This window comes from Carnobacterium sp. 17-4, from assembly GCF_000195575.1.
GTDB lineage: Bacteria > Bacillota > Bacilli > Lactobacillales > Carnobacteriaceae > Carnobacterium_B.
The window spans coordinates 2,456,374-2,472,532 of the sequence record NC_015391.1 but is presented as its reverse complement, the minus strand read 5'-3'; the positions used below and the strand labels follow the sequence as shown (position 1 = coordinate 2,472,532).

Annotated in this window: 14 protein-coding genes; 9 read left to right on the top strand and 5 right to left on the bottom strand. The window is 38.3% G+C overall.

What is annotated here, in order from left to right; translation table 11 throughout:
• Positions 1-4: 4 nt before the first annotated feature.
• The 4 genes from CAR_RS11720 to CAR_RS11705 form a co-directional block, all read right to left on the bottom strand.
• Positions 5-1,003, bottom strand: coding sequence for a sugar kinase (locus CAR_RS11720; RefSeq protein WP_013711951.1), 999 nt, complete (start codon positions 1,001-1,003; stop codon positions 5-7).
• Positions 1,003-1,650: a bifunctional 2-keto-4-hydroxyglutarate aldolase/2-keto-3-deoxy-6-phosphogluconate aldolase gene (locus tag CAR_RS11715; RefSeq protein WP_013711950.1), complete on the bottom strand. Its 648-nt coding sequence runs from the start codon at positions 1,648-1,650 to the stop codon at positions 1,003-1,005. Before CAR_RS11715 ends, CAR_RS11720 begins: the two co-directional genes overlap by 1 nt.
• Entirely contained in the window at positions 1,625-3,013 is a 1,389-nt protein-coding gene (locus CAR_RS11710) for a PTS galactitol transporter subunit IIC (RefSeq protein ID WP_013711949.1), read from the bottom strand. Before CAR_RS11710 ends, CAR_RS11715 begins: the two co-directional genes overlap by 26 nt.
• A gap of 312 nt (positions 3,014-3,325) precedes the next feature.
• Positions 3,326-4,129, bottom strand: a complete 804-nt coding sequence (locus CAR_RS11705) for a gluconate 5-dehydrogenase (protein WP_202944998.1) — start codon at positions 4,127-4,129, stop codon at positions 3,326-3,328.
• Between the two features lie 557 nt (positions 4,130-4,686).
• Here CAR_RS11705 and CAR_RS11700 point away from each other — a divergent pair.
• Positions 4,687-4,896 carry a hypothetical protein gene (locus tag CAR_RS11700; RefSeq protein ID WP_041556688.1) on the top strand — a complete coding sequence of 70 codons (210 nt, stop codon included), beginning with the start codon at positions 4,687-4,689 and terminating at the stop codon, positions 4,894-4,896.
• Positions 4,897-5,135: 239 nt separating this feature from the next.
• Positions 5,136-6,179 (top strand): alpha/beta hydrolase, encoded by a 1,044-nt coding sequence (locus tag CAR_RS11695; protein WP_013711946.1) that lies wholly within the window; start codon positions 5,136-5,138, stop codon positions 6,177-6,179.
• A gap of 163 nt (positions 6,180-6,342) precedes the next feature.
• On the opposite strand, the gene CAR_RS11690 is transcribed toward CAR_RS11695, so the two are convergent.
• Positions 6,343-6,912, bottom strand: a complete 570-nt coding sequence (locus CAR_RS11690; RefSeq protein WP_041557008.1) for a YdeI/OmpD-associated family protein — start codon at positions 6,910-6,912, stop codon at positions 6,343-6,345.
• Positions 6,913-7,643: 731 nt separating this feature from the next.
• On the opposite strand from CAR_RS11690, the gene CAR_RS11685 reads away from it, so the two are divergent.
• Genes CAR_RS11685 through CAR_RS11655 form a run of 7 tightly spaced genes read left to right on the top strand, consistent with a single transcriptional unit; the run spans position 7,644 to position 15,874 of the window.
• Complete coding sequence (locus tag CAR_RS11685; RefSeq protein WP_041556687.1) at positions 7,644-8,600, top strand: ABC transporter permease; 957 nt, start codon at positions 7,644-7,646, stop codon at positions 8,598-8,600.
• A 14-nt stretch (positions 8,601-8,614) separates the two neighbouring features.
• Positions 8,615-9,544, top strand: a complete 930-nt coding sequence (gene opp4C, locus CAR_RS11680) for an oligopeptide ABC transporter permease (RefSeq protein WP_013711943.1) — start codon at positions 8,615-8,617, stop codon at positions 9,542-9,544.
• Positions 9,545-9,562: 18 nt separating this feature from the next.
• Positions 9,563-11,173 (top strand): ABC transporter substrate-binding protein, encoded by a 1,611-nt coding sequence (locus tag CAR_RS11675; RefSeq protein WP_041556685.1) that lies wholly within the window; start codon positions 9,563-9,565, stop codon positions 11,171-11,173.
• A gap of 28 nt (positions 11,174-11,201) precedes the next feature.
• Positions 11,202-12,584, top strand: coding sequence for a M20/M25/M40 family metallo-hydrolase (locus CAR_RS11670; protein WP_013711941.1), 1,383 nt, complete (start codon positions 11,202-11,204; stop codon positions 12,582-12,584).
• Positions 12,585-12,607: 23 nt separating this feature from the next.
• A complete protein-coding gene (locus CAR_RS11665) occupies positions 12,608-13,663 on the top strand; it encodes an ABC transporter ATP-binding protein (protein WP_013711940.1) in 1,056 nt (351 codons plus the stop codon).
• Positions 13,660-14,631: an ABC transporter ATP-binding protein gene (locus CAR_RS11660; RefSeq protein WP_013711939.1), complete on the top strand. Its 972-nt coding sequence runs from the start codon at positions 13,660-13,662 to the stop codon at positions 14,629-14,631. Before CAR_RS11665 ends, CAR_RS11660 begins: the two co-directional genes overlap by 4 nt.
• 25 nt (positions 14,632-14,656) lie before the next feature.
• A complete protein-coding gene (locus tag CAR_RS11655) occupies positions 14,657-15,874 on the top strand; it encodes a M20 metallopeptidase family protein (protein WP_013711938.1) in 1,218 nt (405 codons plus the stop codon).
• Positions 15,875-16,159 lie beyond the last annotated feature (285 nt).

The following is a 16,159-nucleotide window of genomic DNA, read 5'->3' as shown; positions in this document are numbered from 1 at the left end:
TTAACTAACGCTTGATTTCGCATCCATCTGAATTCATGATTTCTTCGATTTCTTCAACTTTAAATTGGTTACAATCTCCAAAAATTGTGTGTTTTAATGCAGAAGCCGCTGTTGCAAAATCAATTATTTTTTGTTCCGGTAGGTGATTAAGTAGTCCATGCAAAACACCTGCTGCGAAGGCATCTCCACCACCAACACGATCCACAATCTGGGGAATATCGATAGTTTTAGAGTTATACACCTGATTATTGATAAAGAGGTGACCCGTTAGTTGGTTATGTTTTGCATCATAAACTGTTCTAGTTGTTGAATACAAGACCTTGATGTTTGGAAATATTTCGACAATTTTTTTATAATAATCAACCAATTCAAAAGAATATTTTTCTTCGATACCAAAAAAATTAATCGCATCTAAAGAACCAGCAGAACAATAGTCAATATATTTTGCCACTTTACCAATGTATTCAGCGCAATCTGATACTGACCATAACTTACTTCTGTAATTAATGTCAAAGCTTACCAGAATATTACGCTTTTTAGCTTCTTTTACTATATCAAGTATCATATCTTGCCAATGTGATGAAAGTGCTGGAGTAATTCCTGAAATATGAATTAATTCAACATCTAAGAATAATTCATCCATAGCCCACTCGATTTCTGTCATCATAGAAAAGCTAGAAAAGCAGCGATCGTAAATCACTTGAGAACTCCTTAAACTGATACCTTGTTCTAAATAATAAGTACCTAAACGTTGTCCGCCAATTAGTAAATTGCTACAACCTACTTCATATTTTTGAAGGTGTTTTATCGCTGCTGCACCCAAAAAATTATCGGGTAGTTTGCTTGCAAAATTGACCTCATGTCCAAAATTTGCAAGGGATATCGCAACATTTGCTTCTCCACCTCCATAGCAAGTAGCAAATGCTTTGCTTTCAACGATCCTTGTATTGTCTATGTTAGATAAGCGCAACATAATTTCGCCTAATGTTAAAACTTTAGCCATTACATTTCTTCCCTAATTCTGTTTAATTCTGTCATATATTCTTTAGCTGCTTTTTCTACACCTTTGTAATCGCCTTTTTCAGCAGGTTTCAAAAGATTACCGCCAACACCTACTGTAACGACACCTGCTTTAAACCAGTCAGCCATATTCTCAAGACTAACACCACCAGTTGGCATGATATTGACTTGTGGAAGAGGTGCTTTAAAGGCTGATACAATTGAAGGACCATAGGCTGATCCAGGAAATAGTTTTACAATATCCACTCCAACTTTCATTGCATTCTTAATTTCAGTAATTGTCATACATCCTGGTAGATAAGGAATTTGATAAAGATTACATAATTCAGCGGTTGATTGATCAAAAGTAGGACTGACAATAAATTCAGCGCCAGCCATAATAGCTAGACGTGCTGTAGTAACGTCTAAAACAGTACCTGCACCAATGACAACAGTAGAATCGGTATTTTCAGCAATTAGCTCAGCAATAACTTCGTCTGCTTTTGGTAAAGTAAAAGTCACTTCTAAACCTTTCACACCACCTTTTATTAGAGCCTCACAAGATTTCTTACCTTGATCCTTTGATTCGCCTCTAATTACTGCTATTACTCCAGCTGTTTCTAATTTATTTAGTAGTTGTACTCGCTTCATTTAAATTAACTCCTTTTTTTCCTAATACTTGTTTTGTAATTTTTGAACGATTAAATACTGCAAATAGAATAGTCGCTATGCCAAGAATGGCAGCCCCAATGATTCCAAGATTAGTAATCAATTGATAGATGATCCATGAAAATGGACTTGCTGCAAAATCGATTGAAGCAACAGCAGTTGTTCCTTGAGGAATTAAACTAGCATCCACAATATTAACAGCTGCAGTAAAGATTTTTGATAGGGAAGTCGCAAATAAAATACCAGTAACTAATGTCAAAATACCGGTAATCATTGAACGTAACACATTCCCTTTTGTATAGGGCAATACTAGTGGGAAAATATAGATCAACCCTGATAATGATGCTAATGGTAAAAATTTATTTCCAGGTATAAGAATAGATAAAAACAAAATAATTGGTACTAACAACAATGAACAAACTAAAGTAACGGGGTGTCCAATGACTAAAGCAGGAGTCATTCCGATATTTAGTTGACGTCCCCCTTTTAATTTTGAACCAATCAATACTTGAGATCTTTTAGAAATAGGATTCAATCCTTCTATAAATTGTCCTGTAATCTTAGGGATTAGGACCATTACTGCGGACATTGTAATCCCTAGACTTAGAGATTGAGCAATTGAATATTGGGCAATAAATCCTAAACCAACTCCTACAATAATCCCTAAAAATAAGGGTTCCCCAATGATCCCAAATTTTTCTTGCATTTTTTTAGCATCTAAATCTACTTTTCTCAGCCCAGGAATACGTTCAATAATCCAGTCTGTAGCGATTGCAAATGGGATAAAGCCTACACAGAAAGCTTGCGGAATGGAAATTCCTTTCATTTCTTCACCATAAAACTCTTCAAACTTACCTTGAGATAAATCAGCTGAAACTAATGTGATAGCAACTGTCACAACTACTGCAAATAGTCCCCACACAAAGCTGTTTGTTGCAATTGAAACGATTGAACCAATAAAAGCAAAGTGCCAATAATTCCACAAATCAATATTGACTGTATTCGTTGTTCGAGTTAATAACATAATGATGTTTACTAACAAGCCCAATGGAATCACAATAGCACCAACTTGTGTTCCATAAGCAACAGCAGCAGCTGCTGGCCATCCGATATCTAATACTTTTAAATTTAGACCATATATCTCAACCATTTGATTTACAGCAGGCCCTAAATTATCAGCTAATAATTTTGTGATAACACTCAAACCAACAAAACCAATTCCTACTGAAATCCCAGCACGTAAAGATTTAGAAACTCCTAAACCTAAAACAATGCCGAAAATCGTGAATAGAATAGGCATCATAACACTTGCACCTAAACTCATGATGTAGTCAATTACTACCATATAGTTCACTCCAATTTTTTTATATTTTATTCACAAAGTTTTTTAAAAAAAGAGATTACGTTACCTGGGATAGATTTTTTGGATAATAAATTGCTATTTAAATGGATAATAAAAATCTAGCATATCTCTATCGTTTTATAATTTTTTCACAAATGAATTTAAAAAAAGAGATTGGATTCCCTTGATAGAGTACCTTTTCGGATAATAACTTACTATTCAGACTTATATAATAAAGGGTTATAATACAAGTCGAATATACCACTTAAGTTAAAGCTAGAAGGCTGTATCTCAATCTCTCAAAACTTTAATAGGTTACGGTTGTTTACCAATGTAGGCTAGAATACCACCATCAACATACAATACATGACCGTTTACGAAATCGGATGCTTCTGAAGATAAGAAAACTGCTGATCCTTGCAAATCTTCTGCAGTACCCCAACGTGCTGCGGGTGTTTTAGAAATAATAAATTGATCAAATGGATGACGAGAACCATCTGGTTGTATTTCTCGTAATGCTGCTGTTTGTGGGGTTGCAATATACCCAGGTCCAATTCCATTACATTGAATGTTCGCTTCACCAAACTCAGAACAGATATTACGTGTCAACATTTTTAAGCCACCTTTAGCAGCCGCATAAGCAGATACTGTTTCTCGACCTAATTCACTCATCATTGAACAGATGTTGATAATTTTACCGTGTCCTTTTTCAATCATATTTGGTAAAACTGCTTTAGCCACAATAAATGGACCCGTTAGATCAATATCAATTACTTGACGAAAGTCTTCAGTAGACATTTCTAACATAGGAATTCGCTTGATGATTCCAGCATTATTAACTAAAATATCAATTATGCCAACGTCATCTTTTACTTTTGCAACTAATTCTTGAACGGCTGATTCATTGGTTACATCGCATACGTAACCATAAGCTTTAATTCCTGCTTCTTCAAAATTTGCTAAACCTTTATTAACTAATTCCTGATTAATATCATTAAATACAACTGTTGCTCCAGCCTCTGCAAATGCAGAAGCAATTGAAAATCCAATTCCATAACTAGCTCCTGTAACTAAAGCCACTTTTTCATTTAAACTAAATTTTTCCATTGTAAAAGTCATGCTTACCACCTCTTTCATTTTATGTGATTTCCATATAGGAAATTGGTATTTCTTAATAGGAAACTACATACGCATTATAACTATATTATTAATGTAAAAGCAAGCGTTTTTATTAGTTAAAGCTCAAATGTTCACAATTAATTTTAAATTAATGTAAGTTAATTGTTTTAAGTGTTGGTTTAATAACTTTTTCAAAAAAAGAATTGAAAGTCTAAATATTAATGTATAGATTTGAATGTGGTAATAGAACCAAAAAAATCCAAGCATCAAAAATTAGATGAATGATTTTCGTAAATAGAAATAATATTTAAAAAAAATTGGATTCAACTAGCTTTTATTTACTTTATATTAAGTAAGTTTGAACAATTAATCACAAATAGGAAATTTTAATATAGAAAAATAATACACTAAATTACAAGGGTCGTTCAGCTTATAGCAACTGCTAGATATCAGAAGCCACTCATGCTATAATGAGTGGCTTAAGAAAATGTCGACTTTACTTAAAACGGATGCCAAGAAAGCCTCCGCTTATCGCTAAACTATGGAGGTGTAAGAAAATGAATAAACAATGGACGATCGATTCAATTAAAGAATTTGTTGAAAAAAATTCAGATAGCAAATTGCTAACGACAGAATACCGCGGTTTTTCTCAGAAGCTACAATTTGAGTGCGCATGTGGCAATAAATTTGAAAAATCCTTTACAAAATTTAAAAATAAAAATCAACGCAAGTGTGAAGTTTGCCAACCGCTAAAAGAGGCATTCTAAACAATAACGAAAAAAAGCATACCAACTTTTCTTTAAGAAAAGTTGGTATGCTTTTATTTTTGCAAATATTCTTGCACGGTACTCTAATAACTTTTAATTTGATCATTTTGTTTCAAATAATATAATGATTTACTGCTAAATTTAATCATTATAAATAGTTTATGATAGTGTGAGAAATATAGATTTTATGATACGCTATATTAAGAAATGTTCAAAATAATGAGGAGGTTAAATTAAAAATGAAACCAGGCAAATTGATAGTTAAAAGCTTGACAGATTTTGCGTTAGATGTGGTTATGACACTTCAAATATCGCCTAAACCAGGAGCTAAACTGTTCAATAAATTATTTGATCGTCCTGAAACAATCACGGAACCAGCTGCATATAACTTGGCTAAAGAGAAAGTGACCGTTGAATTGGACCTTACTTATGAGTCTGTTTTTAAAAATAATACATACGACTTTTATTTTCCCAATAAAACTGAAGCGCTGTTACCTGTTTTATTTTGGGTTCATGGTGGTGGATATGTAGGTGGGGATAAGATTGATGTCCGAGAATTTGCTACACGTTTGGTCGCAGATACTGCTATTGCTATAGTTTCAATAAATTATGGATTAGCACCAGATTCAAAATATCCTAACCAATTACTTCAATTGAATGAAATGGTATGCCATATACAAAACAACACGCAAGCTTATAAAATGCTAGATATGACGCAAGTGTTTTTGGGCGGCGATAGTGCTGGTGCACAGATTGCATTACAATATGCAGCTCTTCAAACAAATAACGACTATGCTCGACAAATGAGTGTTGAACAAGTTATTCCTAAAGAGAACTTGAAAGGGTCTTTATCTTATTGTGGTCCAGTAGATTTAAAGCAGCAAATAAACCAAACGTTTGACAATCGCTTTATGAATTTTTTTATCCGGACAGTAGCATGGTCCTTGATTGGGACAAAAAAATGGCATAATAGTAAAGAACTGCAGGAAGCCAGTGTAGCAAGCTATCTTACAAAAGACTTTCCACCTACCTATGTTACAGATGGCAATGCCTTTACCTTCTCAGAACAAGGAATTACTTTAGTAGAAAGATTAATAGAACTAAAAATTCCGGTTCAAAGTCTATTCCATACTGAGAATACCAAACAAATCCCTCATGAATACCAATTTAATTTTTCGACAGATGAAGCCAAGCAATCTTATCAAAAGACTGTTGAGTTTATAGGTACACATATACCATTATCTACCTCGGTTAATGGTTGTGACTACTCGACATTAAAGTAAATATTATAGCTTCTTCGGGTGTTAAAGAAGAAGTTTTTCAAGGTAATCTTGGTCATACCATTGTATAAGTTTGTTGATATCCGTTACAGCATACCAATTGGCTTTTTCAATCAAAGTATTACGATTTAATTAGGTAGAAAAAGCCAATTATTTTTTCCATGCGTCAATAATTGAGCAAGCGACTATTGTCATTCCACTGACCGTAAAGTTTGTTTGCTCTGGTATTTTCAATAAATTTAGTTAATCGTCTATTAAAAAGGTCTTGGTCACTTTTATAGCTTTGTATATTGTCTATTCTGATTCTTCTATAGAGTTCAGGGAAGCTAAGGAAATTCTGATAAACTTGGTCATCCTCTTTTAAACGAGTTTCGATCTCCTGATCGATTATGAATGATTCAGGACGCATATCTGGAAGAACTTTCAAGCCATCTTCTGTCATTAAACTCAATTTCTTTAATCTTCTGACCCGTTCTTTATTTAACTCCGTCCAACTGCTTCTTTTTCTTCTTGGAGAAAGTCTTTGAGCTGATTCAGTCTCAGAGATTTTTTTCTTGATGCCATCAATCCAACCAAAACATAAAGCTTCTTCAACGATGTCTAGATACTGAACAACTTCTGAGGTTTCAGTCTTATTGATGACTACCCAACAAAAGTTTTCTGTAGACGAGTGTATCTCAAGCCAATTCCTTAAGTCTTGTCTGTTCGTAATAGTAAGCTCATTTTCGATTTCCATTTTTGAGTAGATCCTTTCTAGGTCAGTATGTATAGTGATTATAACGTAAATATTTTTTTGTTCACTCATTTTATTTTCAGCTGATACGTTGTCAAGAAACAAAGCGAAAGCGTAACCCCTTAGTTATTTCTTAGAACAAGAAGGACTTCAAGCAAACATGCACCAACGAAATTAATACCTAACATATTGACGAATAGCCCATAAAAACTAGCACTGAGTAAGTGCTTGTTTTTATGTTTCTCAGTATAGATTGGTATAACTTGTAGTTTTAATCGGTATTTTATCCAGATGGATGAATGATAAATTTCTTTAAAAAATTATTTATACAAAATAGCTACAGAACAGCAAATGAATCCGCTAACTATTAAAACTTGGCTAGTATTATGATAATTAGATTAAGGTTTGTGTTTGACTATCTCATTTCTTTTCAGTAAGATGATGACACGTTAAATTAAAAAGACAAGGAGTGTTACTCATGATGAATCAAAAATTGTATACCGAACATAATCAGAGCAACACTCAAGCTGCAATTATTTTATTAATTAAGCCCTAGGATTTGACTATTAAATTAGTTAAGTCCTCGTTTACGTACCACGGGGGCTTAACATATGGAGCCCCTCATAGCGAGGGGCTCTTTTTATTTTCTGAAATGGCTTTGTCATAGAAAGGGTTGATTAGATCAAGATGCATAAGGAATCGTGTAATTAAAATTTAGCCACGGGGGTGTCAGCATGAAAAAATTTCTAATAAAACGTTTAATGATTGGAATCATCGTTCTCTTTTGCATTACTTTTCTTTCTTTTCTGATCATTAATCTAGCACCGGGAGATCCAGCTACTTTATACGTCAGCGCGGATGCTACAGAAGACCAAATCAACCAAACGCGTGAAAATCTTGGTTTAAATAAACCGTTACTCGTTCGGTACGTCTATTGGCTGAATGATCTACTCCATGGAGATTTAGGTATTTCATTCGCCACTAGACAACCGGTAGCGACTATGCTCGTAGAAAGAGTCGGACCGACACTTTTATTGATGGGCATCTCATTGATAGTAGCTTATCTTATCGCCATACCTTTGGGAATCTATAGTGCGGTGAACCAAAAATCTTGGGTCGACTATTTTATTACGGGAACGTCTTTCCTAGGTGTTTCGATTCCTAATTTCTTTTTAGGACTCTTCTTCATCTACATATTTGCGGTTAAACTAAAATGGTTTCCGACTGGGGGCATGCAAGTGCTTGGCTCTGACGGTGGATTTGTAGAACGTATCCGGCATTTAATACTACCGGTTTCAGTGATTGCTACTACTATCTCGGCAAACATGATCCGGTATGTCCGTTCTAGTATGATTGATGTTTTCGGTGAGAATTATTTGCGCACAGCGAGGGCAAAAGGTCTGAAGCCGGGCCAAATCATTTTCAAGCACGGTGTAAGAAATGCATTAATACCCATCATCACGATTATTGGTACAGACATTCCCCTATTGATTGGCGGTGCCATTGTGACAGAACAGATTTTTCAATGGCCAGGTTTGGGTGCATTGACCATTTCCTCCATTCAGTCTAGGGACTATAACGTATTAATGGCTATTACGCTTCTATCGGCGATTGTCGTATTAATAGCCAATATATTGACAGATATCTTCTACGCAACAGCGGACCCACGCATCCAGTTCAGTGAAAATTAAAGAGGAGGAATAAGATGGCTTCAACAAGTACAGATTTTAAACTCGTCTATCAGAATGGCGAACCCTTCCGAGAAGAAAAGCAGTTTTTGGAAAACAGCCAGAGAGAAAGCGATAGCAAGATTATTTTCAGACGTTTCTTGAAACACAAGCCTGCAGTCATTGGTTCGGTTGTCTTTCTAGTAATGATTCTAATAGCAGTATTTGCTCCTCTTATTGCTAAGATCGATCCGACGCTGATTACGTCGGATTTTGAAGCTGAACCAAGCGCGATTTACTGGTTGGGAACGGATGAAGTTGGCCGGGACGTTTTTAGTCGGCTGATTTATGGCTCGCGGATCTCCTTGTTTGTAGGGATTTGTTCGGTCGCAATTTATGTCACGATTGGAACCACATTAGGGCTGATCGCCGGCTATTTTGGAGGTTGGATTGACAGCCTCATCATGCGGACTACTGAAGTTTTCCAATCTTTCCCATCGTTTATGGTCATCTTAGTTTTGGTCAGCATTCTCGGTCCAGGTGTATGGACGATTACTTTAGTAATGGGCTGCTTGAACTGGACAGGGATTTGCCGCATCGTCCGTGGGAATGTCCTCTCAATCAAGAATAGTGAGTATATCCAGGCGGCGATTTCAATAGGTTATTCCACTCCGTACATCCTTTTTAAAGAAATTTTACCAAATGTGTTATCCAGCATATTTGTAAATGCAACTTTCGGTGTAGCCAGCGCTATATTGACTGAATCTTCACTCAGCTTTCTAGGAATGGGTATCCAACCTCCTACATCAAGTTGGGGAAACATTTTATCGCAAGCTCAATCATTGACGGTCCTATCCAGTCAGCCTTGGTTATGGATTCCAGCAGGTGTCATGATATTATTGGCGGTTCTTTCAATCAACTTTATTGGTGACGGATTGCGAGACGCTTTTGACGGTACGACAAATTAGCATTTTGGAGGAATGGATATGAAAAAATATGGTAAAAAACTAATCAGCTTTTTGGCAGTTGCGAGTCTGGTGACTCTAGCTGCTTGTAGCGATACGGATGCTGAGACGACTAAATCAGCTGCGAGTAGTTCTAAAGATACACTATACGTGGGAGTAACCAATCCGATGGGCAATATCAGCCCTCTCAATGCGGCAGGTGTATCCACCAGATGGGTGCAGCGTTTGTATTTTGACACATTGCTAGAAATGACTAGTCCACTGGGATTTCAAGCCAAGCTAGCAGATTCCTTTGAGACAACGGACAACCAAAATTACACAATCAAATTAAATCAAGATGCTGTATGGACAGATGGCACATCCATTACAGCGGACGATGTGGTCTTCACAATGAATTTATTTGCTAATCCAGAAGTTGAAACGACAGGATTATACCTAACGTCACTAGAAGGAGTGGATGAATCGGGGAAGCTTGAAAGTGGTACAGAAATTCCAAACCTAGTAGCTGTTGATGATAAGACGGTCACCTTCAAGACCAAAAGTCCGATGGATCCCAATTATGTGAAAGAAATGATTGGTACGAATATCTTTGTCCAACCAAAACATGTAGTTGAAAGCATCGCTATCGGTGAACTGGCAGGATCCGATGCCTTTAACAAGCCTACCGTCACAAGTGGTCCTTATAAATTTATAGACTATGTGCAAGATTCTTATCTGGAGCTTGCGGCGAATGATACATATTACCGAGGCGAACCTGAGATCCCAGCCGTCTTTATCCGAGTGATGTCTGCGACAAACTTGGCAACCGAGCTGCAAACGGGTGGCGTAACAATGAATGCGAGTGGTGGAATCGGTGAAATATCCATCTCTGATATCGAAATGGTACAAAATGTCGAAGGGTTAGATGTAACTGTTCAACCTGCATGGACCAATCAGTTTATGTACTACAATACTGAACGATTCGACGAAAATATCCGACTGGCCATGTCTCATGCGGTTAACCGCGATACTATCGTGGATAATTTGCTGCAAGGCAATGCTGAAGTCACAAATGGACCGTATACTTCTGCCAGCCCTTATATGAATGAAGAGTTAGAGCCTCTTGCCTATGATCCTGAAATAGCTAAAGACTATATTGCCAAGTCTGATTACGACATGGCAGATCCAATTGAATTGATGGTACCGACTGGAAATAAAGTCCGTGAGCAATCGGCTAATCTGATTGAGCAAGACTTGGAGGCAGTTGGATTCACAGTTGAACAAGTAACTTATGATTTCCCAACTACACTGGAGAAAGCCAAATTAGGGGATTATGACCTCTATTTAGGTGGTATTTCTGTTCCGGTCGACCCAGATCTGACGAGCTACTTTGGTTCAGCGGGGAGTTCAAATTATACACAACTTAAAAGTCCAGAGATCGATGCTTTACTGGAACAAGGAAAATCAGAAACGGACAGCACTAAACGAATAGCAATCTATAATGAATTCCAAGAATTGATGCAAGAGCAAGCACCGATGTTGCCACTTTATTCCCAAAATGACATCGTAATCAAGAATGATTCCTTAAACGGCGGGATCAATGAGTACTGGGCCGGATCTCTATACAATCTACAAGATTGGACTTTGGAATAAGCTTCATAAACTGAGAGGAGAATGAAAAATGACAGTAGTGCAGAGCGCAACAACAATAGAACAAGCTAAAAAAATGGCTGAGAATCGCCAGGAGGAATTTTACGATTACCTAAGAATAGAGTCAGTTTCTACCGAACACAGACAGATACCAGAAACCGTAGCCTATGTTAAAGGACTAATTGAACAAACGGGTGGTGAGGTTAAGGTATTGGACGATATGGGAGGGCATCCGGTCATTTACGGATACTTCCCCGCTTCGCCGGCCGGAAATAGTAATCGGACATTATTATTCTACAACCATTACGATGTACAACCATCAGATCCTTTGGATGAATGGCATACAGAACCGTTCGAACCTACTGTGCAAGACGATACATTATATGCCCGTGGTGTTTCCGATAATAAAGCGAACTTTATGGCCCGATTAAATGCGTTATCCATTCTGAAAGAGTCGGGCGGTCTCCCTTGTAATGTGAAATTTTTATTGGAAGGAGAAGAAGAGATCGGTAGCCCAAATTTGGGACCGTATATTGAGAAATATGCAGGACTTTTCAAAGCAGACGCCTGTATTTGGGAAGCCGGTTCGAAAGACAAATATGAGAACTATGTTGTTAGTGCAGGGATGAAAGGAATTGCTTATTTTGACCTTGAAGTGACAACGGCAACGATCGATATCCATTCATCCATGGCTGCCATCGTTGACAATCCAGCATGGCGCTTGATTCACGCTTTGGATTCTATGAAGAACAAGCAAAATGAAATTAAGGTGAAAGGTTTCTATGACGGTGTTCAACCGTTGTCAGAGAAGGATACGGAGTCGGCTGCTAGTCAGCCATTTAAAGCAGAAGAAGTGAAAGAACAATATGGCTTAACGGAAGATTTCATCACGGATGGAACCGATGTGACGCCTACAGAAGCACTAGCTTTCTATCCGACTATGACAGTCTGTGGATTTACCAGTGGATATACCGGTACTGGTGTAAAGACTGTGCTTCCGAAAACAGGTAAAGCAAAAGTGGATTGTAGATTAGTACCTGGCCAAGATCCAGAACATATCCGTGACTGCATTCGCCAACATTTGGATGATAATGGCTATCAGGATATTTCTCTGACGATGGTTGCTGCAGAAGGAGCACAGCGTACTTCTGTAGAAGATCCTTTTATCGAAGTCGTGGTCAACTCAGCCAAAAAAATATATGGCGAAGAAAATCCAGTAGTAGTCTCTCCGAGCATGGCTGGAACGGGTCCAAGTGAATTGTTTGAAAAGTATTTGCAGGTACCAATTGCAGGGGTAGGTGCCGGATGGGCCAATTCAGGAGCGCATGCGCCAAATGAAAACGTACGATTGAATGATTTTTACCAAAATATTGCTCATATGGTAGAGCTGATGAAAGATTTCGGAGCTAAATAAAATCAAGGAGAAGGGGTGAAACCATGCAGGAAAAAATATTGGAAGTTAAAGACTTAGAAATTTCTTTCCAGACTTATGCGGGTGAAGTTCAAGCGGTTAGAGGTGTAAACTTTGAGTTGTATGAAGGCGAAACGTTAGCGATCGTAGGCGAATCGGGTTCCGGTAAATCGGTATCTACTCAAGCTATTATGGGATTGCTGGGCGATAAAAACACACTCATCAAAAGCGGTGAGATTCTCTATAAAGGTCAAGACTTACTGAAGTTAAGCGAAACGAACATGCAGGAAGTTCGCGGTAAAGAGATTGCTACTATCTTTCAAGACCCCATGACCTCTTTGAATCCGATGATGTCTGTTGGCAAGCAAATTGCGGAATCCATTGTTCGGCATCAAGCAGTTAACCTAGCCGAAGCGTTGAAGCAAGCCAAGGAGTTGCTAAAGATGGTCGGTGTGAAAGATGCAGAAAAGCGCATTGATCACTACCCTCATCAATTTTCTGGAGGCATGCGCCAAAGAGTAATGATCGCTATTGCCCTTGCTTGCAAGCCTAAAATTCTGATTGCCGATGAGCCCACGACAGCTTTGGATGTGACGATCCAAGCCCAGATTTTGGAGCTGATGAACGAACTGAAAGAAAAAATCAACACCTCAATTATCTTTATTACGCATGACTTGGGTGTGGTGGCCAACATGGCCGACCGAGTTGCTGTGATGTATGCTGGTAAAATTGTCGAGTGGGGAACCGTGGATGAGATTTTTTACAACCCACGACATCCGTACACATGGGGATTGCTGGCGTCCATGCCGACACTAGAAAATGTGGGTCGTGATCTCTATGCGATTCCAGGATCGCCGCCTAATTTATTGCATCCGCCAACCGGAGACGCTTTTGCTCCGCGTAATGTTTACGCACTAGAAATTGATTTCAAAAAAGAGCCTGAGGTATTTTCTTTAACTGGAACTCACTTTGCAGCTACGTGGCTCTTGCATTCAGATGCACCCGAAGTAACTCCACCCGCTGAAATCGTAAGGCGTTGGGAGATATTCAACACAAAATCTGTTAGGAGGGCATATGGATGAACCCACAACCGAGAAAAAAACTACTGGAGGTTAACCATCTGAATCAAGTTTTTAATGAAGGAAAGCCAGCTGAAGTACGGGCTGTCAATGACCTGTCGTTTTATATTTATGAAGGAGAAACATTCGGTCTGGTTGGAGAATCAGGTTCTGGAAAGTCTACAACTGGAAAATTAGTGGCAAAACTTCAAGGGGCCTCCTCTGGCGATATTCATTTTGCTGATAAAGAGATTGGCAGCTTTAAGAAGCGAAAAGAAGTGCTGAGCTTTCGAAAATTTGTCCAGATGGTATTTCAAGATCCTTATGCATCTTTGAACCCACGAAAAACGGTGATGGAAATTATTGGAGGAGGATTGGATGTTCATGGTCTGGTAAAGAATAAAGAAGGAAAACAGGCCAAAGTATACGAACTTTTGAATTTGGTAGGACTTAGCCCTGAATATGCCACCCGCTATCCACGGGAATTCTCAGGTGGACAGTGCCAACGTGTGGGAATCGCCCGTGCCTTAGCTGTAAACCCAGATTTTATTGTTGCGGATGAAGCAATCTCTGCTTTGGATGTGTCTATTCAAGCACAAATCGTCAATCTCTTGAAAAAGCTAAAGGAAGAACGTAATTTAACGTATTTATTCATTGCCCACGATTTATCTATGGTCAAATACATCAGTGACCGTATTGGAGTGATGAATGAGGGACGCTTATTGGAAGTGGCGCCTTCAGAAGAGTTGTACAATTTCCCGTTGCATCCGTACACAGAATCATTATTATCTGCCGTTCCGGTGCCTGATCCAGAGATAGAACGCACGCGTTCACGCATTGGCTATGATCCAAGCTTTCACCACTATGAGGATGAAACAGATGTAGGGCTTTATGAAATTGTCCCTGAACATTTTGTTTACTGTAAAAAACAAGAAATACCGTTCTTAAAGAAAAGGTATGAGAAATTAACATTGAGTAGCTTAGCAATCTAACAAAAAGACGAAAGTAGGGGATCGTATGGAAAACAGCACCGTGAAAGAAAAAACACTATATACTAACTGGGAAAATGAACTAGAGGAGAATTACCAAGAAACGGTGAGTGTGCGAAGATACCTTCATCAACATCCCGAAGCATCGTTTGAAGAAACAGAAACGGCAGCGTTCATAGTGGAGCAGCTAAAGTCCTATGGCATAACAGACGTCCAAGAAAATGTCGGAAATGGTTATGGAATCGTGGCAAAAATTGGAGGTACTCATAGTGGGCCTACAATTGCTTTCAGGGCTGATTTCGATGCACTACGTATCCAAGAAGAAAATACGGTTGACTATAAATCCCGGAATCCTGGTGTTATGCATGCCTGTGGACATGATTCACATACAGCCACCTTACTTAGTGTTGCCAAAGTATTAGCTAATCATAAGGAAGACTTGCATGGGAGCATTGTGCTGTTGCATCAAAATGCTGAGGAGGTACTGCCTGGGGGTGCCAAAAGCATGGTAGAGGCTGGTGCAATGGAAGGCGTCGACTATGTATTTGGTCAACATGTCCAATCGTCGGTTCCAGCTGGAAAGGTTGCTTATGTGAATGGACATGCCATGGCAGCTGCCGATTTCTTTGAGATCCACATCCAAGGCAAAGGTGGACATGGTGCATATCCACAAGACACGATAGATTCTGTTATTATTGTGACTAAGATAGTGGAAGCTCTGCAGACTTTAGTGAGCCGAGCAATCAATCCGCTTCATCCAGCTGTCGTTACAGTCTCGACAATACAAGCAGGTGGGGAAGCGAACAATATTATCGCGGATACTGCAATCATCAGAGGAACGGTTCGTACTTATCAAGAAGAGGCTCGTGACACGATTCAACGGGAGATGGAAGTAATGGCTAATAGCGTGGCTTCTATGTATCACGGCACCTGCGAATTAGTCTACACAAGAGGCTATGATGCTGTCTATAATCACCCTAAAGAAACTAACCGTTTTGTAGAAGTGATGAAAGAAAAATTTGGTGAAGAGGAAGTGATCGAACGCGAACCCACAATGGGAGGAGAAGATTTTGGCTATTTCTTAAAAGTGACGCCAGGGACGTTCTTCAATGTGGGAGGTGGAAATCCAGAATTAGAAGCAACTTACCCGCATCACCATCCTCGCTTCAATATTGATGAAACAGCGATGATAAAGGCAGGAAAAGCCTTCTTGGCCATTGCTGAAGATTACTTGACTATTAAATAAAAAAGCAATGTGACAAAAAAAATTATGTGGAATTATCTTAAGTTACTATAAAAACACTTCTCCTTTTTGGAAAGTGTTTTTTGTTATGATAGTGACAGTGAGGTATGTATGCTGTCTACTAGAAAGTTGTTTGATAGTATATGACAAAATCAGAATTCATTACTTTATATGAGTAGTATAAAATCTTTACCCCTTTACTAATGCATTAATACAATTGCAAATATCCATATATGCAAATTAATATAATCGACATATAATGAAAACGTATTCAAGAGAGGTGAAAAC